Origin of the sequence: Pedobacter borealis DSM 19626 (genome assembly GCF_000708285.2) — a bacterium.
GTDB lineage: Bacteria > Bacteroidota > Bacteroidia > Sphingobacteriales > Sphingobacteriaceae > Pedobacter > Pedobacter borealis.
On sequence record NZ_JAUG01000011.1, the window covers coordinates 39195 to 62328 of the forward strand.

At 38.5% G+C, this 23134-nt stretch carries 16 protein-coding genes; 13 read left to right on the forward strand and 3 right to left on the reverse strand.

All coding sequences use genetic code 11. The features are described 5' to 3' along the window. Positions 1-97 precede the first annotated feature (97 nt). From AW17_RS05100 to AW17_RS05160, 12 genes are all read left to right on the forward strand, one after another. Positions 98-2188 carry a HEPN domain-containing protein gene (locus AW17_RS05100; protein WP_029275044.1) on the forward strand — a complete coding sequence of 697 codons (2091 nt, stop codon included), beginning with the start codon at positions 98-100 and terminating at the stop codon, positions 2186-2188. Positions 2189-2292: 104 nt separating this feature from the next. After that, the gene (cobA, locus tag AW17_RS05105; RefSeq protein ID WP_029275045.1) at positions 2293-3063 is read left to right on the forward strand and encodes a uroporphyrinogen-III C-methyltransferase; all 771 of its coding nucleotides are present in this window, start codon (positions 2293-2295) and stop codon (positions 3061-3063) included. Continuing rightward, on the forward strand, positions 3047-4558 hold the full coding sequence (locus AW17_RS05110) for a TSUP family transporter (protein ID WP_029275046.1): 1512 nt from the start codon (positions 3047-3049) through the stop codon (positions 4556-4558). Before cobA (AW17_RS05105) ends, AW17_RS05110 begins: the two co-directional genes overlap by 17 nt. A 2-nt stretch (positions 4559-4560) precedes the next feature. Then, positions 4561-5259 (forward strand): phosphoadenylyl-sulfate reductase, encoded by a 699-nt coding sequence (locus AW17_RS05115; protein ID WP_029275047.1) that lies wholly within the window; start codon positions 4561-4563, stop codon positions 5257-5259. Between the two features lie 183 nt (positions 5260-5442). Next, the gene (cysD, locus tag AW17_RS05120; protein WP_029275048.1) at positions 5443-6348 is read left to right on the forward strand and encodes a sulfate adenylyltransferase subunit CysD; all 906 of its coding nucleotides are present in this window, start codon (positions 5443-5445) and stop codon (positions 6346-6348) included. Between the two features lie 97 nt (positions 6349-6445). Continuing rightward, positions 6446-7696 (forward strand): sulfate adenylyltransferase subunit 1, encoded by a 1251-nt coding sequence (locus AW17_RS05125; protein WP_029275049.1) that lies wholly within the window; start codon positions 6446-6448, stop codon positions 7694-7696. 406 nt (positions 7697-8102) lie between these two features. Continuing rightward, positions 8103-8348 carry a bestrophin family protein gene (locus AW17_RS05130; RefSeq protein ID WP_029275050.1) on the forward strand — a complete coding sequence of 82 codons (246 nt, stop codon included), beginning with the start codon at positions 8103-8105 and terminating at the stop codon, positions 8346-8348. Positions 8349-8423: 75 nt separating this feature from the next. Continuing rightward, positions 8424-8894, forward strand: a complete 471-nt coding sequence (locus AW17_RS05135; RefSeq protein ID WP_029275051.1) for a hypothetical protein — start codon at positions 8424-8426, stop codon at positions 8892-8894. A 408-nt stretch (positions 8895-9302) separates the two neighbouring features. After that, positions 9303-10097: a uroporphyrinogen-III C-methyltransferase gene (cobA, locus tag AW17_RS05140; RefSeq protein WP_029275052.1), complete on the forward strand. Its 795-nt coding sequence runs from the start codon at positions 9303-9305 to the stop codon at positions 10095-10097. Between the two features lie 627 nt (positions 10098-10724). Continuing rightward, complete coding sequence (locus tag AW17_RS05150) at positions 10725-12137, forward strand: glycogen synthase (protein WP_029275054.1); 1413 nt, start codon at positions 10725-10727, stop codon at positions 12135-12137. 8 nt (positions 12138-12145) lie between these two features. Further along, a complete protein-coding gene (locus tag AW17_RS05155; RefSeq protein WP_029275055.1) occupies positions 12146-13414 on the forward strand; it encodes a glucose-1-phosphate adenylyltransferase in 1269 nt (422 codons plus the stop codon). Positions 13415-13949: 535 nt separating this feature from the next. Then, the gene (locus tag AW17_RS05160; RefSeq protein ID WP_029275056.1) at positions 13950-15734 is read left to right on the forward strand and encodes a glycoside hydrolase family 15 protein; all 1785 of its coding nucleotides are present in this window, start codon (positions 13950-13952) and stop codon (positions 15732-15734) included. Between the two features lie 505 nt (positions 15735-16239). On the opposite strand, the gene AW17_RS05165 is transcribed toward AW17_RS05160, so the two are convergent. The 3 genes from AW17_RS05165 to AW17_RS05175 form a co-directional block, all read right to left on the reverse strand. Then, positions 16240-18429 (reverse strand): bifunctional alpha,alpha-trehalose-phosphate synthase (UDP-forming)/trehalose-phosphatase, encoded by a 2190-nt coding sequence (locus tag AW17_RS05165; protein WP_029275057.1) that lies wholly within the window; start codon positions 18427-18429, stop codon positions 16240-16242. A gap of 84 nt (positions 18430-18513) precedes the next feature. Next, positions 18514-19869, reverse strand: a complete 1356-nt coding sequence (locus AW17_RS05170; protein ID WP_029275058.1) for a sensor histidine kinase — start codon at positions 19867-19869, stop codon at positions 18514-18516. 87 nt (positions 19870-19956) lie between these two features. After that, the gene (locus tag AW17_RS05175) at positions 19957-21327 is read right to left on the reverse strand and encodes a sigma-54-dependent transcriptional regulator (RefSeq protein ID WP_029275059.1); all 1371 of its coding nucleotides are present in this window, start codon (positions 21325-21327) and stop codon (positions 19957-19959) included. A gap of 476 nt (positions 21328-21803) precedes the next feature. Here AW17_RS05175 and AW17_RS05180 point away from each other — a divergent pair, with 476 nt between their 5' ends. Further along, the gene (locus AW17_RS05180) at positions 21804-23048 is read left to right on the forward strand and encodes an efflux RND transporter periplasmic adaptor subunit (protein ID WP_029275060.1); all 1245 of its coding nucleotides are present in this window, start codon (positions 21804-21806) and stop codon (positions 23046-23048) included. Positions 23049-23134: the final 86 nt, after the last annotated feature.

Sequence of the window (23134 nt, forward strand, 5' to 3'; positions counted from 1 at the left end):
AACGCAATAATAGGAGCCTACAGATAATTTTAAGTATAAAATATGGAATGCTTCTCGGTAACAGGGAAGCATTTTTAGAATAAAGCTAACAACACATATGCAAAGTTTCAGAACAGAACTCGAAAATCCGATTGTCGAGCAGGACATTATCGATTTAGAGAATAAGATTAAAGCTTTTAGAGATGGAACCATCCACGACGAAAAGTTTAGAAGCCTCCGTTTAGCACGCGGTGTTTACGGTCAAAGACAACCTGGCGTACAAATGGTGCGCATTAAATTGCCTTTTGGTAAGGTAACTTTTAAGCAGTTGTTACGTATTGCAGATATTGCTGATGAGTATGGAAGTGGAAATTTACACTTAACCACCCGTCAGGATATTCAGATTCACTATGTGAGTTTAGACCGTACTCCAGAGCTTTGGGCTAAATTAGAGCAGGATGATATTACGCTTCGCGAGGCTTGTGGAAATACGGTACGTAACGTAACGGCATCTCCAAATTCTGGAATCGATGCTGAAGAACTTTTTGATGTTTCGCCTTATGCCCAAGCGGTATTTGCGTACTTTTTGCGTAACCCGATCTGTCAGGAAATGGGTAGAAAGATTAAAATTTCATTTTCTTCGAGCGATAGAGATACTGCCTTTAGCTACATTCACGATTTAGGTTTTATTCCTAAAATTAACGAAAAGGGCGAGCGCGGATTTAAAGTTTTGTTTGCCGGTGGTTTAGGTGCACAGCCATTTTTGGCCAATGCGGTACACGAATTTTTGCCTGAAGATCAATTGATTCCGTTTACAGAATCTGTTCTTCGTGTGTTCGACCGTTATGGCGAACGTACCAACCGTAACAAAGCACGTTTAAAATACCTGGTTCAAAAATTAGGTTTAGAAGAAGTTTTACGTTTGGTTGCCGAAGAGCGTATTGCCAATAAAGTAAAAACCTTTAAAATAGATATTAATACTGTACCTCAGCCAACTTTACCTTTAGCGCAAGAATATCCTGCGGTAGAAATATTAAACGAAGCCCATTACAAACATTGGTTAGCCACTAACGTAATTGAACAGAAACAAGCTGGGTTTTATGGCGTTTATGTAAAAGTTCAGGTGGGCGATATCAAAACAGATAAAGCAAGGGCTTTTGTTGATGCCATCAGATTATATGTGGCTGATGAAATCAGGATTACCCAAAACCAGGGCTTGCTGCTAAAGTTTGTTCGTAAAGAGGCATTACCTTCATTATATGCCGCTTTAAATAAAATTGGTTTTACTACGGCAGGTTTTGATAGTTTAGCTGATATTACCACTTGCCCTGGTACCGATACCTGTAATTTGGGTATTTCGAACTCAATGACTCTGGCCGAAGTGTTGGAAGAGGTAATTTATACTGATTTCCCTGAGTTTATCTACGAGAAAAACATCAAGATCAAAATCAGTGGATGTATGAACTCTTGCGGTCAACATGGCTTAGCTGAGATTGGTTTCCACGGAAGTTCGGTAAAGGCTGAAGGAAAAGTTGTTCCGGCAGTTCAAGTGATGTTAGGTGGTGGAACTGTAGGTAATGGCGTGGGTAGAGTAGCAGAACGTGTAATTAAAGTGCCTTCTAAAAGGGCTACAAGTGTTTTACACTTCATTTTAAATGATTTTAAAGCCAATAACCTGGAGGATGAGAACTTTCACCAATATTATGATAGAAAAGGTAAAGACCATTTTTATCAGTTGCTAAAACCGCTGGCCGATTTAACTAACCTTAAAACAGAAGAATTTGTAGATTGGGGACATGTAGAAGAATTTGTAACTGCAATTGGTGTAGGAGAGTGTGCTGGTGTTGTAATTGATTTGGTAGCTACCTTGTTGTTGGAGGCCGATGAAAAATTTGATTGGGCGAAACAAAACCTGGAGAAAGCTGCTTATGCCGATGCCATTTATCATACTTATAGCACTTTTGTAAGCGCTGCAAAATCTTTACTGTTAGATAAAGGTGTAAACAGCAGCACACAGGTAGGTGTGATCCGCGAATTTGATAACCATTACGTAGAAACTGGAGAATTTAATTTATCGACCAATTTCTCTGACCTGGTGTTACAGATTAACAAAAACGAACCAACAGCTGAGTTTGCACAGAAATATTTTGAAGAAGCAAAACAATTTTTAAATCAGATTAAGGAAAAAAGGGCCGTATTAGCGAAATGAGATTTGAGACAATAGATATGAGATTTGAGCACGGCAGACGCTAAACGCCATGCGCCAAACAACTCTTCATCCAGTCGTTCAAAATTCAATAATTAAAAAGAAACATGGTTAATCAAAATAAAGAATCAAAAATAACCCTTTTAGGTGCAGGTCCTGGAGATCCTGATTTATTGACATTGAAAGGGGTTAAAGCGTTGCAAACTGCTGATGTGGTTTTGTACGATGCCTTAACCAATGAAGCTTTATTGGAGCATGCTCCGGCAGAAGCCATTAAGGTTTATGTAGGAAAACGTTCAGGTGAGCATTCTTATCCTCAGGATACCATTAATAAATTAATGATTGATTATGCCTTAAACTACGGCCACGTAGTGCGTTTAAAAGGTGGCGATCCTTTTGTTTTTGGCAGGGGATACGAAGAGTTGGATTATGCTGCGTCTTATAGCATTCCGGTAAGCGTAATCCCGGGTATTTCGAGTTCTATCGGTGTACCAGGCTTGCAGCAGATTCCGGTTACACACCGCGGCATGAGCGAAAGCTTTTGGGTAATTACCGGAACAACCACTTCTGGAGAAGTTTCAGCAGATATTTACCAGGCTGCACAATCTAATGCGACTGTAGTGGTACTTATGGGACTTAAAAAATTACCTAAAATTGTAGAGATTTTTAAAGCTGCAGGTAAACACCATTTACCAACCGCTGTGGTTCAGAACGGATCGGCAGAAGATGAAAGATTGGTTGTTGGCGTGGTTGAAACCATAGAAGGTTTAGTGCAACAAGAAAATATTAAAGCACCTGCTTTATTAATTTTTGGAGAAGTTGTATCATTACATCCATCATTTAAGAAATTAATTAAACAATATGCAAGTATTGCCTAACCAACCTGATAATGCAGCATCTTTTTCTGAAGAAGAAAAAGGTAACCAGCTCTTTCCAGTTTTTGTAAAGCTGAACAAGCTGCGTACATTATTAATTGGTGCAGGAAATATTGGGCTCGAGAAATTAACTGCGATCGTAAATAATAGCCATAGTGCTACCATTACGATTGTTGCAGAGCTAGTATCACCAGAAGTTTATGCGCTTATCGCAAATTATCCGCTGATAAAAGTTAAACAGAAAAGTTTCGATGTAGATGATCTGAATGACATTGACATCGTTTTCGCGGCAACCAATAACAATATTTTAAATGAAGAGATTAGAAAGGTGACGCATGAGCGTGGCCTGTTGATCAACGTGGCTGATAAGCCAGAACTTTGCGATTTCTATCTGGGGTCAATTGTTCAAAAAGGCGATTTAAAGATTGCCATTTCTACAAACGGCAAATCGCCAACGATAGCCAAACGTTTAAAACAGATTTTAAATGAAGGTTTGCCTGCGGAGCTTGATGAAACGCTACAGAATATGAGTGCTTTACGTCAAACTTTAAATGGCGATTTTTCGGCAAAGGTTAAAAAACTAAATAAGGTTACCCAAAGTTTAATTAACCCTAAAAAAAGTTTTGCCGAACAAAATATTAAGTGGTTAATCTGGGCGGCCTCAGTTTTACTAATTGGTGCTATCGGGTTTTCTTTGTGGAATACCGAGCCAGAATTTCAGCGTTTCCTGATCAATATTGATCCTTTATTCTATTGGTTTTTAGGTGCTGGGTTTTTATTCGCATTAATTGATGGTGCAATTGGCATGTCGTATGGTGTTACTACTGCATCGTTCTCATTAGCAATGGGTTTACCTCCTGCATCGGCAAGTATGGCCATCCACATTTCTGAGGTAATGAGCAATGGAATTGCAGGTTGGATGCATTACCGTATGGGTAACGTAAACTGGAAATTATTCAAAATTTTAATCATTCCTGCTATAATCGGTGCAGTTTTAGGTGCCTATATTCTTTCTTCATTAGAACATTATAGTGCTTATGTTAAGCCTATCGTGGCGGTTTATACCTTGTTTTTAGGCGGAGTCATTTTAATGAAAGCTTTCAATGTGAAGAGAAAAAAAGCCGATCAAAAAATTAAAAAAATTGGTTTATTGGGCTTTGTTGGTGGTTTTATCGATGCTGCCTTTGGCGGTGGCTGGGGTTCAATCGTATTATCAAGCTTAATTGCAGGTGGCAGGCATCCATTGTTTTCTTTAGGTACCGTAAAAATCAGCCGCTTTTTTATTGCCACCTTAAGTTCGCTTACATTTTTCACCATGTTAGGTGGCAAACACTGGGAAGCTGTTGTGGGCTTGATTATCGGTAGTGCAATCGCATCACCAATAGCCGCAAAAGTATCGAACAAAATTTCTGCAAAAACCATTATGGTTGCCGTAGGGATTATTGTGATGATTGTGAGTTTGCGCAGTATAATTATGTTTATTTTAAAATTAATATAGTGATGGAGAACCTAGAGGAGATAAAAGCAGCACTGGCAGGTTTAAATACAATTGATAAACTGAAATTTTTAGCAGATAAATATGCCGGTCGTATTATATTTTCGACCAGTTTTGGTTGGGAAGACCAAGCGATTACGCATTTAATTTTTTCAAATAATATTCCAATTAAGGTTTTTACTTTAGAAACCGGACGTTTGTTCCCAGAAACTTATTACGTTTGGAACCGAACCCTGGAAATTTATAACAAACCCATTCATGCCTATTATCCACAAAATGAGCTGTTACAGGATATGGTAAATACAAAAGGCCCGAGCAGCTTCTACGAGTCGGTAGAGAATAGGAAAGAGTGCTGTTACATCCGTAAAATCGAACCTTTAAAAAGAGCATTAAAAGGTAATGAGATATGGGTAACAGGAATCAGGGCCGATCAAAGTGCCAACCGTGAAGATATGCACGATTTAGAATGGGACGAAGGTAACCAATTGGTTAAATTCCACCCTATTTTCGATTGGACTTTAGATGATGTGAAAGCATACATTAAAGAAAACAACATTGTTTACAATACCCTGCACAATAAAGGTTTCCCGAGTATAGGTTGCGCCCCATGTACAAGAGCAGTACAGCCAGGCGAAGATTTTAGGGCCGGAAGATGGTGGTGGGAAGACCAAAGTAAAAAAGAATGCGGTTTACATGCTACTTAAGGTATAAGGCTGAAGGCTAAAAGATAGAAGGTTTATATCCTTATTCAATGAAACGTTGGAATATCCCAACATTCAAACCTTCCAAACATTTTTAACAACAATAACAACAACAAATATAACAAGTTGAATAATTGAACGATTTAACATTCCATCATTCAACATTTAAACATTCCAACAATTCAAATGAGTACATATAATTTTGATTATTTAGATGAACTAGAGGCCGAGGCCATTCACATTTTACGTGAAGTAGCAGGTCAGTTTGAAAAACCAGCCTTATTATTTTCGGGTGGAAAAGATTCAATTACTTTAGTTCGTTTGGCAGAAAAAGCTTTCCGTCCGGGGAAATTTCCTTTTCCATTAGTACATATTGATACAGGCCATAATTTTGAAGAAACCATCACTTACCGCGATCAGATGGTAGAGCGGATTGGCGAAAAATTAATCATCGGTTCTGTGCAAGAATCAATAGATCAAGGTAAAGTTGTAGAGCAAACCGGTAAAAATGCCAGTAGAAATGCTTTGCAGACCGTAACCTTGCTTGATACCATTGCAAAATACCAGTTTGATGCTTGCATCGGTGGTGCGCGTAGAGATGAAGAAAAAGCAAGGGCTAAAGAACGTATTTTCTCTGTTCGTGATGAATTTGGCCAATGGGACCCAAAACGCCAACGTCCTGAACTTTGGAATATTTACAACGGTAAAATCCACAAAGGAGAAAATATCCGTGTGTTCCCGATCAGTAACTGGACGGAGCTTGATGTTTGGAATTATATCCGCAGAGAGAAAATAGATCTTCCAAGTATTTATTTCTCGCACGAACGCGATTGTATTACCAGAAATGGACAGCTGATGGCTGCTTCGCCATTTTTAAATATGGATGGTGAAGATGTGGTGGAACGCAAACAAGTTCGTTTCCGTACGGTGGGCGATATGTCTTGTACTGCTGCGGTAGAATCGGATGCCACTTTGATTGATGATATTATTGCTGAAATCAGCGCTTCTAAAATTTCAGAGCGTGGTGCCCGTATGGATGATAAAGTTTCTGAAGCCGCAATGGAAGACAGAAAAAAGGGGGGATATTTTTAAAGGAGTATCAAGATTAAAGTATCGAGTAGCAAGATTAATAACCGTCTTGATACTTGATACTAATTACTTAATACTTATGTCTTAATACTACAATAAAATGAACATATTAAAATTTTTCACAGCAGGCAGTGTAGATGATGGTAAAAGTACCTTAATCGGCCGTTTGTTATACGATACAGATTCTATTTTGGCCGATCAATTAGAAGCTTTACAGAGCTCTAACCGTAAAAATGATGACGGAACAATAGATTTAGCCATTTTAACCGATGGTTTAAGAGCAGAGCGCGAGCAAGGTATTACCATTGACGTAGCTTATAAATACTTTCAGACCGAAAAACGCAAATTTATTATTGCCGACACGCCTGGTCACATTCAATATACAAGAAATATGGTTACAGGTGCTTCTACAGCCAACCTGGCCATTATCTTAATCGATGCCCGTAACGGCGTGGTAGAACAGACCATCCGCCACTCGTATATTGTTTCGTTATTGGGTATCAAACATGTAGTGGTTTGTATCAACAAAATGGATATGGTTGACTATAGCGAAACCGTTTATAGTGCAATTATAGAAAAATACAAGGTTTTGGCGCAGCAATTAAAGCTTGCTGATGTAACCTATATTCCGGTTAGTGCCTTAAAAGGCGATAATATTGTGCAAAATTCAGGTAACATGGATTGGTACGAAGGCGAGAGTTTGTTACATTTCTTAGAAAAGGTAGATACCGATAATTTAGATAAATCGCAATTAGCCCGTATGCCGGTGCAGTGGGTAATACGTCCACAAACAGAAGAATTACACGATTACCGTGGTTATGCAGGTAGGGTATTAAGTGGCACCTTTAACTTAAATGATAAAGTTACCGTATTGCCTAGTGGTGCGAGTTCTACCGTCGAAAAAATTGAATTTTTTGATCAGACACCAGATGCAGCTCACGCTGGCCAGTCGGTAATTATTCACTTGAAAGATGATGTAGACATTAGCCGTGGCGATACCATTGTAAATGCTTCGGCATTGCCACAGGAATCGAAACTGATTGAAGCAGACCTTTGCTGGATGGATGGCCGTGCGTTAGATACTTCTATCATGTATAATATTCAGCACAATAGTAAAATTACGCGTTGTAAAATCAGCGAGATTCTGCACAAAGTTGACATCAATACACTTGAAAAACATGCTGCTGACGAATTTAAATTGAATGATATCGGTCGGGTGATTATTAAAACCGCTGATGCTTTAGCATTCGATTTATACGATGATAACCGGGCAAACGGTTCAGCTATTTTGGTCGATACGCGTACAAATTTAACCGTTGGCGCTTTAATGTTCAGGGCAGCAGTAGAATAAAATGTAAAATGGATAATGTAAATTGATCAATGACCAATAGCGAAAGCTTCAAGGAATATAGATAAAATCTTAATCTTCTTAATTCCTTAATGGTGGAAAAATGGATGATAAAAATTGTGAAACGATGAGATCTTTATTTCAGCTTATTGATCCTGAAATCATACAATCCTGAAAATCTTACAGTAGAGAACCACAACCAAATATAATAATGAAGACTTTAGGTTTTTAATCTAAAGTGAAAGCAATTTCAGCGGGGCGCCAGATAGGTAGCCCCGTTTTTCGTTTGACGATTTTTTTAAACATTTTAATATAGGCGCTTTAAATTTTTATATCTTAGTTTAAATCCCTCAGATAATATTCCGAATAAACCAAAAACTATGCACGCCTTTTAAACGAATTTAACAAATTGGGTAATGGTACTTTGATTGAGGGGTATTCCATTTGGTTAAACGTTCCATTTGCGATTTTACTCACCTGGGTTTTTAACTCTTTGGATATTGTTGGCGAAAGTTCTACAAATCCTTTTGAAGGAAGTGCCAATGATGTGCCCATTACCAATATCTCGCGGACGATAGAAATTGATATGAGGGATATGCTGGATGAAACTGATCTGCCTCCTGTACTAACACCCGAAAATAGTATATTGATGTAAATTTTCATTATGGAAATGATGGAAAATCATCATCGTATTTGTATATTGAGTAGAAAACAATAAATCACAATTACCATGAAAAGAAATATCCTTTACCTCGTTTTGGCTGCAATCCCTTTTGCCTATGCCTGTACCCAAAATAATAAAACAGCTACTGGCACTAAAACTAAAACCGATTCTTTGGTCAGTGAGAACTGTTATGCAGCAGGTTTTGAAAAAGACAGTGCAGCTATGAATGTGAAAATACTGGCCTCAGGTAAAGTTACGGGTTCATTATTGGTTAATTATGCCGAGAAACCGCATAATAATGGTACCATAGACGGAAAATTTAATGGCGATACCTTATTTGTAGATTACCGCTTTAAAACTGGCGAAGATACCTTAAAAGTTTACACCAATCCATTGGCCTTTTTAAAGAAAGATGGAAAACTAATTATGGGGGTGGGGCAAATAGAAACCACACTTGGCAGATCTTATTTTGTTAAAGGTAAACCCATTAATTTCGAGGCTGGGAAGTTTATTTTTCAAGGGGTGGATTGTAAGTAAAACTTGATTTACCTACTGGTCTTAGCGTCTCGCTAAGACTCTTGGTTAGTTTTTGTAATGGAGATACATGAAATTATTCGTTCAATTTGTCATCCTGTTCAAAGGACTCCTGTGGGGAGCGGAGTCGAAGGATCTTTTAATATAGATCCTGTGTTTCACTATAAAGATTCTTCTCCGAAGGAGTTCCTTTGGAACACTGCGTTCAGAATGACAACCAATTCCATGTTGGTGATTCAAAAACGCGTACATTCCCTATAGAATAAATCTTTCATTAACACCCAAAAATTCCCTAAATCAACACCCGCTAAAAAGCTAAATAAAATTATTTTAAAATAAATTACTACAATTCCCATAGACTTTATATATTTGTATCATTAACAAACGTATAACGAGCTTAAATTATCTGTTATGATTTTGAATAAAGTAGAAAAAGCGAACATTGAACCAAGAATTACTTTAATAGGTGCAGGTCCTGGCGACCCGGATTTATTTAGTTTAAAAGGTGTTAAAGCATTAAAAACAGCTGATGTTGTTTTATATGATGCAAATGTGAACGAGGCTTTATTGTGTCATGCGCCAGATGGTATACCGAAAGTTTATGTGGGCAAACGTTCAGATGATGAATCGTTTTCTCAGGATGCGGTTAACAAATTGATTGTTGATTACGCTTTAAACTACGGTCACGTGGTACGTTTAAAAAGTGGCGATCCGTTTTTCTTCGCAAAAGGATACGAAGAAATAGATGCTGCAGAGTCGTACAGCATCCCCACCGAAATTATTCCAGGTATTTCGAGTGCAACCGGTGCGCCAAGTTTGCAAAAGATCCCGATGATCTATAAAGATTTGAGTGAAAGTTTTTGGGCAGTAACAGGAACAAACTCAAAGGGCGAAATCTCTGAAGATTTATATATCGCAGCAAAAACGAAAGCAACTATTGTTGTTTTAAACGGAATTGAAAAAGTAAAAGAAATTGCAGCCATATTTCAGGCAGAAAATAAAAACCTTTTGCCAGTAGCCGTAATCCAAAATGGCTCTACACCAGAAGAAAAAATTGCAGTGGGTATTGTTGATACGATTGCTGAAATTGTTGAAGATAAAAGAATAACTGCCCCGGCTTTATTGGTTTTTGGAGATGTGGTTTCATTACACCCACAGTTTCAGCCAATCCGCGATTTTTACGAAATTATCGCCGAAGAGTACTAAGATATTTTTAAACCAAAAATATATTTGTTTTGTTGTTAAAAACCGCTTAAGGATTTAAGCGGTTTTTTTATTTTAAAAAAAAACGCTGCGCATATCTGCGAAATCAGCGGGAAGCGATTTAGTGTATTCTCCCGCAGATTTAAGATGATTACCACAGATAGAATTTGAGCTTTGGTTGGAGCCAACTTTGTTTTTAAGCCTGATTGCAGCGGTAAGCCCGGAGCGCAGTGAGGACTTATAACGGAAAGCAGGACTGTAGCCCGCCACAAAGAACTGAACCATTCACTTTCAAAAACCTCTGCGTATATCTGGGAAATCAGCGGGAAACTATAGGCAGTATCCTCCCGCAGATTTAAGATGACTATCGCTGAAATGAGGACTTATAACGGAAAGAAGGACTGTAGCCCGCCACTAGGTGCCAAACCATTCACTTTCTAATAAAAAAGCTTAAGTAAATTTATATGAATTAGATCTCTCCTCCGAAGGAGTTCCTTTGGAACATTCCGCTTTGCTCCAGTCGAGATGACGATTTTTCCTTTAAAACAATTAACTAAAAATATAATTTTCATTATTTGCAAAACTCAAAACAATTAGTAACTTACTTGGGTTATCTACACCAAATATTTGATGGAAATTATACATATAAGCGCCGAGTGTTACCCAGTTGCAAAGGTTGGTGGTTTAGCCGATGTAGTAGGGGCCCTACCAAAATATCAAAATAAATTAGGCCACATTGCCAAGGTGGTTGTTCCTGCATACGATACTAAATTTATTCGCGAAAGCGAATTTGAAGTAACTTACGATGCATGGGCAAACTACGGTAATCACCACTTTCAGTACCGCATTTTAAAAGAAAAAACCAATAAATTAGGCTTTGATTTATACGTGATCCATATTCAGGGCTTAACCGACCGCCCAAATGTATATGGTTATAGCGACGATACAGAAAGATTTGTGGCTTTCCAGATTGCTACACTTGATTGGATTGTACAATGGGAGCATCGTCCGGATGTGCTTCATTGCCACGATCACCATACGGGTTTAATTCCGTTTATGGTTTCAAATTGCGTAAAATATAAAGCAATTAGCGGTGTCCCGACGGTTTTAACCATTCACAATGCGCAATACCAAGGTCAGTTTGGCTGGGAAAAATTATATTATATACCAGCATTCGATTTGTGGAAAGGTGGTTTACTGGGTTGGGAAGATGCCATTAACCCTTTAGCATCGGCCATTAAATGTGCCTGGAAAGTAACTACGGTTTCGCCAAGTTACCTGGACGAGATGATGAACAATGCCCGTGGATTAGAAAGTTTGTTAAGACAAGAGCGTTGGAAATCGGTAGGGATACTAAACGGAATAGATAGTGAGGTTTGGAATCCTGAAACGGACCCGATGCTGAGCAAAGGTTACAATTTAAAAACAGTTGAAACTGGTAAACTGGCAAACAAAACAGCCCTCTGTGATGTTTTTCAATTAGATCCGTCTAAACCACTATTTACTTTTATCGGTAGATTGGTTGATGAAAAAGGTGCCGATTTATTGCCCGATATTTTTTACACAGCTTTACAACAGCATGGCGACAACATCAATATCCTGGTTTTAGGATCAGGCGATAATTGGGTGGAAGGCCGGTTAAATCAACTGAAAGACATTTTTATTGGTAAATACAATGCTTACATTGGTTATAATGAGCAGGTTTCGCACGAAATGTATGCTGGTGCAGATTTCCTGATCATGCCATCGAGAGTGGAACCTTGTGGTTTAAATCAGCTTTATGCGTTAAGGTATGGAACTGTTCCTATTGTGCGCCGGATTGGTGGATTGAAGGATACCGTAATAGATATAGGCGACGGAGGTTTTGGGATTTGCCACGATCAAACGAGTATTTGGGATGTTACTCATGCCATTAACCGTGCTGTTGAGTTATATAACGATAAAAAGGCTTTTAAAGCAGTGAGAAAAACAATGATGAAGATAGACCATTCGTGGGATAACGCAGCATTAAATTATATAGAATTATACCAAATATTAAAATAAGCTTAAACATGACTGACAAAGTTTTAGGCGTTATCCTTGGCGGTGGCCAGGGCTCTAGATTATCGCCACTAACACAAACACGTTCTAAACCGGCAGTTCCAATTGCTGGTAAATACCGATTGGTAGATATTCCGATTTCGAATTGCTTAAATTCTGGAATTCATCGAATGTTTGTGTTAACCCAGTTTAATTCAGCATCGCTAAACAAACACATTAAAAACACGTATCACTTTAGCCATTTTAGTACAGCCTTTGTTGATATTTTGGCTGCTGAACAAACTGTACAAAACTCAGGTTGGTTCCAGGGGACTGCAGATGCTGTTCGTCAGTGTATGCACCACATTGTTTCGCACGAATTTGATTACATTTTGATTTTATCCGGCGATCAATTGTACCAGATGGACTTTAAGGATATGATCGAAAAACATATCGAAGCCAATGCCGAAATTACCATTGCCACTATTCCGGTAACGGCAAAAGATGCAACCGATTTTGGTATTTTAAAGGCCGATGATGAAAACATGATCACCTCTTTTATCGAAAAGCCTAAAAGCGGTTTAGAAGACTGGGTTTCGGATACTGGTGCAGAAATGCAGGACGAAGGACGTAATTTCTTGGCTTCGATGGGTATCTACGTTTTCAACCGCGAGTACCTGATCAATATCTTAAATGAGAACGAAGAAGAAAAGGATTTTGGCAAAGAGATTCTGCCCAGAGCAATTTCTCAGAGTAGGGTTTTAAGCTTTCAGTATGAAGGCTATTGGACTGATATTGGAAATATTTCATCTTTCTTTGAAGCCAATTTAGGCCTAACGGATGAAATTCCTAAATTTAATATGTTCGATAGCAACCATGCTATTTTTACCAGGGCGCGGATGCTGCCTCCTTCAAAAATTTCGGGTACCACTTTGGATAAAACGATTATTGCCGAAGGCTGTATTATTCAGGCGAGCAAAGTAGAACATGCTGTTTTGGGGATCAGATCAAGGATTGGAAAGGATACGGTTATTACCAATGCTTACATTATGGGCAGCGATAGGTACCAAACCTTAGAAGAGATACAGGATGAAACGAGCAAGGGAAATTCGTTAATAGGGATTGGCGACCGTTGTTTTATTAATAATGCCATCATCGATAAAAACTGCCGCATTGGCAATGATGTAAAAATTAATGGCGGCGATCATTTGGAAGATGGAGACTTTGAACTTTATGCCGTTAAAGATGGTATCGTGGTAATTAAAAAAGGTGCTGTTGTACCTAGTGGAACAGTAATTTAAGATAATCATTATTCATTAACTAGGCCAGTCGCGATTTTTCGGGGCTGGTTTTTTTATTGCCTGATTGTCATTCTAAGCATAGTGAAGAACCTTTTATCAAACCGCTCAGGTTTTAAAAAATAAACCGTTTTAAAAACTACTAACTGAAAACTGCAAACTGATTTGGGCGTTACCCAAGCTGCGCAAGGGGCGGGCTTTTCAGGGCTGCGCTTTGCTCCGGTACCGATGAAGGATCGGTACTAAACCCTTACAATCCCTAACGCGGATTTATGGCGTATCATCAGACTTCCGATTTAGCCTGCATTATGGCCCTTTGAAACTTCGGAAGTCTTTGCTAAATAAACCTGATAAAGCAGAAAGCCCGGAGCGAAGAATGAGCGAGGACTTGCAGCGATAGCAGGACTTCAGTAAGCGATCGAAACAGGACCTTACATTTCCAAAAAAACTAAGCTCTTAACCGTTCTAACGGCTTTTTGACATTTCTCCCTAACATTTTTCCGATCGGCTTGTTAGTAAATAAACAAAATTATAGTCTATGGCCGAACAGCATCTTTATCAAACAGGAATTATAGGAAATTGCGCTTTCATTGCACACGTAAATAAAAACACTGATATATCCTGGCTTTGCTGGCCCCGTTTCGATAGTCCTTTTGTATTTGGCAGTTTGTTGGATGAGAAAAAAGGAGGTGAATTTTCAATCCTGCCACAGGGCGAGTTCACTTCTACTCAATATTACATCGAAAATACCAATGTTTTAAGAACAGAGATTACTGCCGAAGATGGAAAATACCGGATTACAGATTTCGCACCACGTTTCCATTTATACGATCGCTATTTTAAACCGTTAATGCTCATCAGAAAGATCGAACCTTTGGCAGGGAACCCGCGCATCACCATCAAATGCGAGCCGGTGTGCGATTATGGGAAAGGTAAAATGAAGTCGAGTAGGGGCAGTAATCATATTGATTATTTGGGTTGTGATGAAAATATCCGCTTAAGTACCAATGTATCGCTTACTTATATTTTTGACGAAAAGGCATTTGTACTGAATGAAGCTAAATACCTTATTATGACTTATGGCCAAAATTTAGAGGCCCCGGTAGTAAGTACAGCTGAAAATTTTTTGCGGGAAACCGTTGCTTACTGGCGATTATGGATTAAACATTCTTCAATAGCAGGTTTTTACCAACCTTTTGTAATCCGATCGGCCTTGGTGCTCAAAATTCATCAATACGAAGATACAGGTGCAATTATAGCAGCCAGTACCACTAGTTTACCAGAATCGCCGGGCAGTACCCGAAACTGGGATTATAGATACTGCTGGTTAAGAGATTCGCATTATGTGTTAACTTCACTTAACCATATCGGTCACTTTGAAGAAATGGAGAAGTATTTTAATTACCTCTCTGATATTTCGCATGCTGAAGATACACGCTATCAACCCTTGTATGGTATTGCAGGAGAAAGGGAAATTACCGAGCATACATTAAATCATCTGGAAGGTTACAAAGGAGAGCAACCCATTAGAATAGGAAACCAGGCCTATGAACACATTCAGAATGATATTTACGGTCAGGTATTGATTTCGATGTTACCACTTTATACCGATCACCGGTTTGTTTTTTCCGAACGTAGCGATTCGGTAAAGTGGATTGAAAGTGTGCTTTCTAAAATTGAACGGACAATTGATGAAAAGGATGCCGGAATTTGGGAATTCAGGAATATCGCCAATGTACATTGTTATAGTAATCTATTTCAATGGGCAGGAGCACAGGCTGCTTTAAAAATGGCTAAAACTATTGGTAACGAGGATTTCGAAAAACGTGCGGAGATTTTAATCGATAAGGCTGCAGCATATATAGAAGCCTGCTACGATCCGGAAAGAAAAGTGTATACCAATGCAGTAGGAAGCCCGCATTTAGATGCCAGTACTTTACAGTTGATTATGATGAATTATTTGGATCCGGCTTCAGATCGGGCGAAAGATCATTTAATCGCTTTAGAAAAGGAGTTGAAAACGGAAGATGGACTATTTTACCGTTACTTACATGCTGACGATTTCGGTAAGCCAAAAACAACATTTTTAATCTGTGCTTTTTGGTATGTGGAGGCTTTGGCCTGTGTTGGCCGTACGGATGAAGCGATTAAAGAATTCGAAAATATTATTAAATATTGTAATCACCTTCTTTTGTTCAGTGAGGATGTTGATGCTAAAACAGGTAGTCAATGGGGTAATTTCCCCCAGGCGTATAGTCATGTAGGTTTAATGAATGCAGCTTATCGCATTGCAATTAAACTGGATAGGCCGATATTTTTGTAAGGGAGCAAGTTGATTGCAGATATATATTTCGAGGAGGTTGTATCATAAATTGTGATTCCATATAGGTTTGCCACGTTGTCCAAAGGACTCCTACGGAGAGCTTGTCGAAACGCTTTAACAGTCACTTAAGCAGGCCCTTCGACAGGCTCAGGACGACAATCTATTTTATGGTACAACTCTATCTTAATTTAAAAAGGTCTGTGGGGACACAGACCTTGGCACCAAGAGGGGTTATGTCATAAATTGTGATTCCATGTGGATTTGTCATGTTGTCCAAAGGACTCCTACGGAGAGCTTGTCGAAACACTTTGAGAAGCACTTAAGCAGATCCTTCGACAGGCTCAGGATGACATCTATATTAGGGTATAGCCGCTAACTTAATTTAAAAAGGTCTGTGGGGACACAGACCTTGGCATTAAATTTATAATAGAAAGCCGTCATTGCTTCGTCGGCTGAAAAAGCCTTCTCGCAATGACGATTCATTTAGTGAAAATGTTGATTGGTATTAACCCCGCGTCACAAACGCCTCTTTTACTAAGCTCCAAAGTAGTTTTCGCACTTCATTAAAATCATTTAGGTAATATTTTGCTTCCGAAATGTTGTTGCCAACTTTAATGGTAAAAGCATCATCTGGTAATGCCTTGAAAATATCTTCATCGGTATGGTCATCGCCAAGGGCCAAAATAAAATCAGGTTTTTTATCGTACAACCAGTTTAGGGCAGCCTTGCCTTTGTTAACCTCCATATTTTTAAACTCAATTACCTTATTGCCTGGCATAAGTTGCAGGCCTTTATCTGCAGCTAAAATTTTCATATGGCTGATAATTTCATTGGCCCTTAAATCGCCAAGTCCTTCTTCTGCTTTCCGATAATGCCAAACCAGTGAGTAACTTTTTTCTTCAATAAACGATCCTGGGGTACGGTCTGTATAAGTTTCCAATAGCGTTTTTATTTCTTGTTTCCACTGGTCGGTTAAAAGTGGCAGGCTGTTCCATTTATCTTCGAACGATTTTTGCCAGGCACCATGTTCTGCAATCAGATCTACCTTTAGGTGTCCAAACCACTTTTCGAGGGTTTCATTTCGTCTGCCACTAATAATTACAACTTTATTTGCCTTATCAAGTGTTAGGTTCTCAATCAAATCGTACAATTCGGCATCTGGCGAAGCATCGTCAATATTTCCGGTAAAATCTACAAGGGTACCATCATAATCTAAAAATAGCACACGATCTTGTGTTTGCGCATATTTAGTTACGATCACTTCATTAATAGCATTTACTGCATGTTTTGTTAATAACGATTTTTGAGAATCTTTCACTTCGTTTAATCTTAAAATAAAATTGTTAACCCAATGTTTAACATTGAATTTTTGTACAATTGCACGCATGGCTTTCATACGCATTTGTTGTTCTGATGGCGACATTTTAAGCGCTGCTACAATAGCCTCCATAATATCACCAATGTTATTAGGATTTACGATTATGGCATCGGTTAATTCTTTGGAAGCTCCCGCCATTTCACTTAAAATCAATACACCATCATTATTGTTCCTGCTGGCCACATATTCTTTACTTACCAAATTCATTCCATCGCGCATAGGCGTAACCAAACAGATATCTGCTGTGGAGTAAAGGGCCGATAGCACTTCAATAGGGAAGGAGCGGTAAAAATAATTTACCGGAATCCAGTTCATTGAACGGTACCTTGCATTTAAATTTCCAACAAACTGATCAATCTGATCTCTGAGTTCGCTATATCTTGGTACCATATCCCTGGAAGGCACAACAATCATAAAAAGCTCAATTTTGCCGATGTATTCAGGATGGTGCTGGAGCAATAATTCTAAAGCCTTTAATCTTTCCAATATGCCTTTGCTGTAATCGAGCCGATCGATGGACAAGATTACTTTCATATCTTCTTTTCCTGTTCTAAAATAGTCGATCTGTTGTTGCACTTGCTCAGTTGCCGTTAAACCTGAAAATTTATCGAAATCAATCCCCATTGGAAAAGCTTCCACAACAATTTGCCTTTCGTTGCTGCTGAGTATGTTTGATGATGAGTTTACAGGGAGCAAACGTGTTGCCGTACTAATAAAATGGCGAACATCATCAAAAGTATGGAAACCGATTAAATCGGCACCAATTAAGCCGTTCAATAGTTCTTCGCGCCAAGGGATTAAACGGAATATTTCGTATGATGGAAAAGGAATATGCTGGAAAAAACCAATCGTAGCATTTGGGAGTTTTTCCCTTAAAATGCCTGGAAGAAGGAGTAACTGGTAGTCTTGAATCCAGATTTTATCTCTTCTGTTAAGTACCTGCATGGCACTTTTTGCAAATTTCTCATTAACGGATTGATAGCAATCCCAATAATTTTGTTCGTAATGGGCGTAGGTAACAAGGTAATGAAATACCGGCCATAATACTTCGTTCGAGAAGCCTTCGTAATATAAATTGATTTCGCTTTGCGTAAGGTAAACCGGGTAAAGGTTTAATGCTGCAAGTTTTTGAGTAACTTCTTCCTGACGTTCTTCTGGCACTTCTATGCCGGGCCAGCCGATCCAAATGGAATTGCCTGATTTATAAACGTCTCCTAATCCGGTGGCAAGGCCGCCCTCACTTGGAATAAGGGTGTATTCGTTGTTTTCTTCGATGATTTTAACGGGTAGTCTGTTCGATATTATAACTGTCTTCATGCTTGTATTTGATGTATCCACATCATTAAAAGCATATCAAACTGGTTTTGTTTGATTTTTTAGGTCAAAAAAACATTCAAATGATTAAACGTAATTAAATACCAAAGAAAAAGTGGTGCCATTATCTGGCATTGAAACAACTTCTATGCTGCCTCTGTGCATTTTCATAATGTTGCGGCTAATGGTTAACCCTATTCCTGATCCATTTTTCCGGGTGGTGTAAAATGGAACAAAAATCTTTTCGAGATCACTGGCATCTATGCCTTTTCCGTTATCGGTAACATCAATATATAGTTTGGTGTTTTCTAACCGGTAATTTACGTTGATGTATGGGTGTTCTCTGTTCTCTACAGCATAAATACTATTGGTAATGAGGTTGATCAGCACTTGTTCAACTAATTTTAGGTCGAGCTGAATGGTGATTTTTGAAGAGGTTTGTTCTACATCCAGTACCACATTTTTAACTTTGGCAAATGGCTGCATCAATACCTTAATGTGTTTCAGTATTTCGCCAATGGTATGCGATTCGAGGTTTGGCGTAGGCAGCTCGGCAATTAGGCGATAATCCTTTACAAAATCTAATAGACCAGAAGATCTTCTTTGTATGGTTTGAAGAGCTGTTTTCAGATCGTCCATTTCATCTTCTGTGAGGTTCTTTTTATCGGTTACCATCCGGTTGATCGTATCCGATAATGAACTTATGGGGGTAATTGAGTTTAAGATCTCGTGTGAGATTACACCAATCAACCTATTCCATGCTTCCGTTTCTTTTTGCTCAATTTCGTCTTTAATGTTTTGGAAACTGATAATGGTATAATTGTTTCCGTAAAGATTTAATGGAATAACTTCGGTAGATAATTGAATCAGTTTATCCTGGATCTTCAATTCCAGAAACCTTTTTCCACCCGATAAGATCTGCTCTATTTCTGCTGCAAAGGTAGGGAGGTGTTGCTTTACCCTGTGCCAATACTTATACGCCGGGATGCCTAAGAGATTTGAAGCGGCCTGATTAAAAAATGCAACCTCTTCATTCTCTTCCTGATTGGTATTATTTACCACGATTACACCAACGGGAACCTGCTCCAAAATGGTTTTAATCAGCTGAAACATCGCTTCCTGTTCCAATCTGATCTGTTTATGTACCAGTAAAATATCGCTAAAGGATTCATATAACTCAGGGAAACTGCCTTTAGTTACTTTGTTCTTAAAGTTCAGGGTATGATCTCTCGTTTTAACGGCTAAAATGAAACGGTTGATATCTGATCGGATCTGATTGATATAGTAATAAAGGGAAATAACCATACCCAATAAAATTAAAGCTAAGCCAATGATGGTAAACCAAAGCTGCGTATTTTTAATCAAGTAAAATAGGAGATAGCCCAGCAGATTGATAATCAGCAGGCGAAATATTAAACGGAAAGTAAAACGTTGATAAAACATAATTAAGGTTTAGGGTTTGAGGTATATGGTTTAAGGTTTTGTTTGGTGATTAACCTTACGCCTTAAACCTTATACCGTTCACCTCTCTTAGATTCCAAATTTCTCGATTCTTCTGTACAGTGCAGCCCGTGTTAAACCGAGTTCTGCTGCGGCTTTTGATATATTTCCTTTGTGTTTATCAATTGCTTTCTGCACCATCATTTTTTCCATATCCTCAAGCGCCATTTCATCTGGTATGGCGTTGTTCTGTGCGTAGCGCTGCGGACTTAACTGCAGATCTTCTTCTGCAATATCAGCCCCATCGCTCATAATAACGGCTCTTTCTAAAACGTGCTGTAACTCGCGCACATTTCCCGGCCATTTATACTGTAAAAGTGCTTCTTGGGCCTTATTACTCAGTTTTCGCATGTCTTTATGGTATTTCGAGCTAAAAACCTGCATAAAATGATTGGCCAAAAGTAGAATATCTGTTCCACGTTTACGTAAGGCCGGCAATAAAAGCTCAACAGTGTTAATGCGGAACAGTAAATCTTGCCTAAATGTATTTTTAGATACCATTTCATTCAAGGGCATATTGGTGGCCGTTATTAAACGGACATTCACCTTACGTTCTTTACTTTCACCTAAACGGGTAACTGTACGGTTTTGCAAAACGCTTAAGAGTTTAGCCTGAAGCGGTAATGTTAAATTTCCAATCTCGTCTAAAAAGATCGTCCCTCCATCGGCCAATTCAAAGCGACCGGGTTTATCTTCTTTGGCATCGGTAAAAGCACCTTTAGCATAACCGAATAATTCGCTTTCAAATAAATTTTCGTTTAACGAACCTAAATCAACATGCATAAACACCTGGTTTTTCCTTTGCGAATTACCATGAATTTCATAAGCAAAAACTTGTTTTCCTGTTCCGTTTTCACCCAGAATAAGCACATTGGCATCTGTTGGGGCAACTTTTAGTAAAGTGGCCTGTAACTGTTTTATTCCATCGGCCTGCCCAACAATATTCTCGAAACCACGGGTAAGATCTTTTTGGAGCGATGAATGTATTTTTTCTAGTTTTTTTACCTTTTTGGTCGATTCGCGGAGTTTAGATGCCGAAGAAATGGTGGCAAATAACTTTTCATTTTCCCAGGGCTTAAGAATAAAATCGGTAGCTCCTTTTTTAATCGCCTTTACTGCCAATTCAACATTACCAAAAGCAGTCATTAATATGACTACATAATCTTTATCAACCGATAAAATATGTTCTAGCCAATAAAGGCCTTCTCTACCATCACTAGCACCTTTTTGATAGTTCATATCCAGCAAGATGATATCAATTTCATTTTTGCTCAATAAAACATTGATCTCTTTAGGCGATTTACAGGTAATTACCTGCTTTACCTGCTGCTTTAAAAACAAACGGGCACTAAGCAGGATATCGTCATCATCATCGATAATTAAAACTGTGGCGTCAAGCATAACCTCTCCCTATTAATTTAATATAATTTATTCTTTTTTGCTGTCCCTCTCCTTCAAGAGAGGGATTTGTAGTGGTTTGAACCTAATGCTTTCGAAAACTCAAACAGCTTCAAATTGGCACCATGAAATAATTTATCATTATACTCCTCCATATCTAATAGACTTATGTCAAGTTAGTTAATATAATGGTTTTGTTTTTTATGATATGATATGAATTCTCTTTAAAAAGGGACCTTTTTGACCTCCTCTTTTCTGCACGCTGCTGTCTGCTCCCTGCCCCCTCTCCACATGGAGAGGGGATAAAGGGGTGAGGCAAAAATACCAAAACTGTCCGCTCCCGCACATCAACTGTCCGATAATGAACATATAAAAAATAAGGTGACTATTAATTTGCTGATTATTAGTGTTTTAAATGTGTTTTATGCTTTTGGCACAAGCTTGGTTAACAATGATTCCAAACAGTACAACCGAACACAATGGATAAGAAAATAGAGAAAAAGAGATTTAGCACTAAAACCCTGTTAATTATAGGCGGAGCAATTGCTTTTGTAGCAGTTGTAATTTATGGCTATACTTTATCCCTCAAAAAAGTTTACAGCGCAGATGCCGAAAAATTAACCATCAGCAAAGTAGAATATGGTGATTTTGAAGATGTAGTGCTATTAAATGCCAGTGTAGTTCCATTAACTTCGGTAATTGTAAGTTCATCGGAAGGTGGAACAGTTGCCGAAATTTTCACCGAAAATGGTGCTTCAGTAGTTAAAGGAACCCCACTATTAAGAATCTCCAACTCAAATGCCATGTTGAGTTATACCTCAAGTCAAACAGCAGCTACCGAGCAGATTAACCAGTTGCGGAAATCGCGGTTGGATTTAGAGCAGAATCAGCGGGTTTTAAATCAGGATGTTTTAGATGTAGAAAATAGCTTAAGAACAGCAACCCGTCAGTATAGACTGGATAGCTCACTTTTTGCTAAAAAAGTAATCACACTTCAGGAATTTAATAAATCGAACCAGGATTACGAATATTACCAGGGTAAATTGAAAATTGTGCGTCAAGCGATTAAACAAGAAAACCAAAGCAGAAAGATGCAGTTGGCTCAAATCGATCAATCGATGGGGCAAATGAACGAAAGTTTAGGGATGATCCGCAAAAACATCGAAAATATGACCATTAAGGCGCCTGTATCTGGTAAACTATCATCTTACGATCCTGTAATCGGTAAATCATATAATTCTAACGAAATGATAGGAAAGATTGACGTGTTGCAGGGTTATAAACTTCAGGCGGGTGTAGATGAATATTATATCAATCGGGTAAAAGAAGGACAAACCGCTAACTGTGAGTTTAATGGTAAAACTTATAACTTAATTGTGAGTAAAGTAATTCCTGAAGTTACAGCAGGTCAGTTTCAGGTAGAAATGGTTTTTAAGGGTGCAGCACCTGAAGGTTTACGTCGCGGATTATCGTTGCAAACAAAACTAACCTTGTCTGACAACAGCAAATCGCTGCTTCTTGCTCAGGGACAGTTCTTCCAGAGTACAGGCGGCTCTTGGGTATTTGTAGTAAATAATGGTAAAGCCACCAAGAAAAACGTTAAAATCGGACGAAAAAATTATCTGTACTATGAAATATTGGATGGTTTGCAGAAAGGTGATGAAGTAATCACTTCATCTTACGATCAGTTTAACCAGTACGATCAGGTGGAGATTAATAAATAGCTTAGCGTTTAGAGGTAGGCGTTTAGCGCCAATTAACCGATTAACAAATTAGACAATAATATAACCAGGTCTTGATACCTGATACT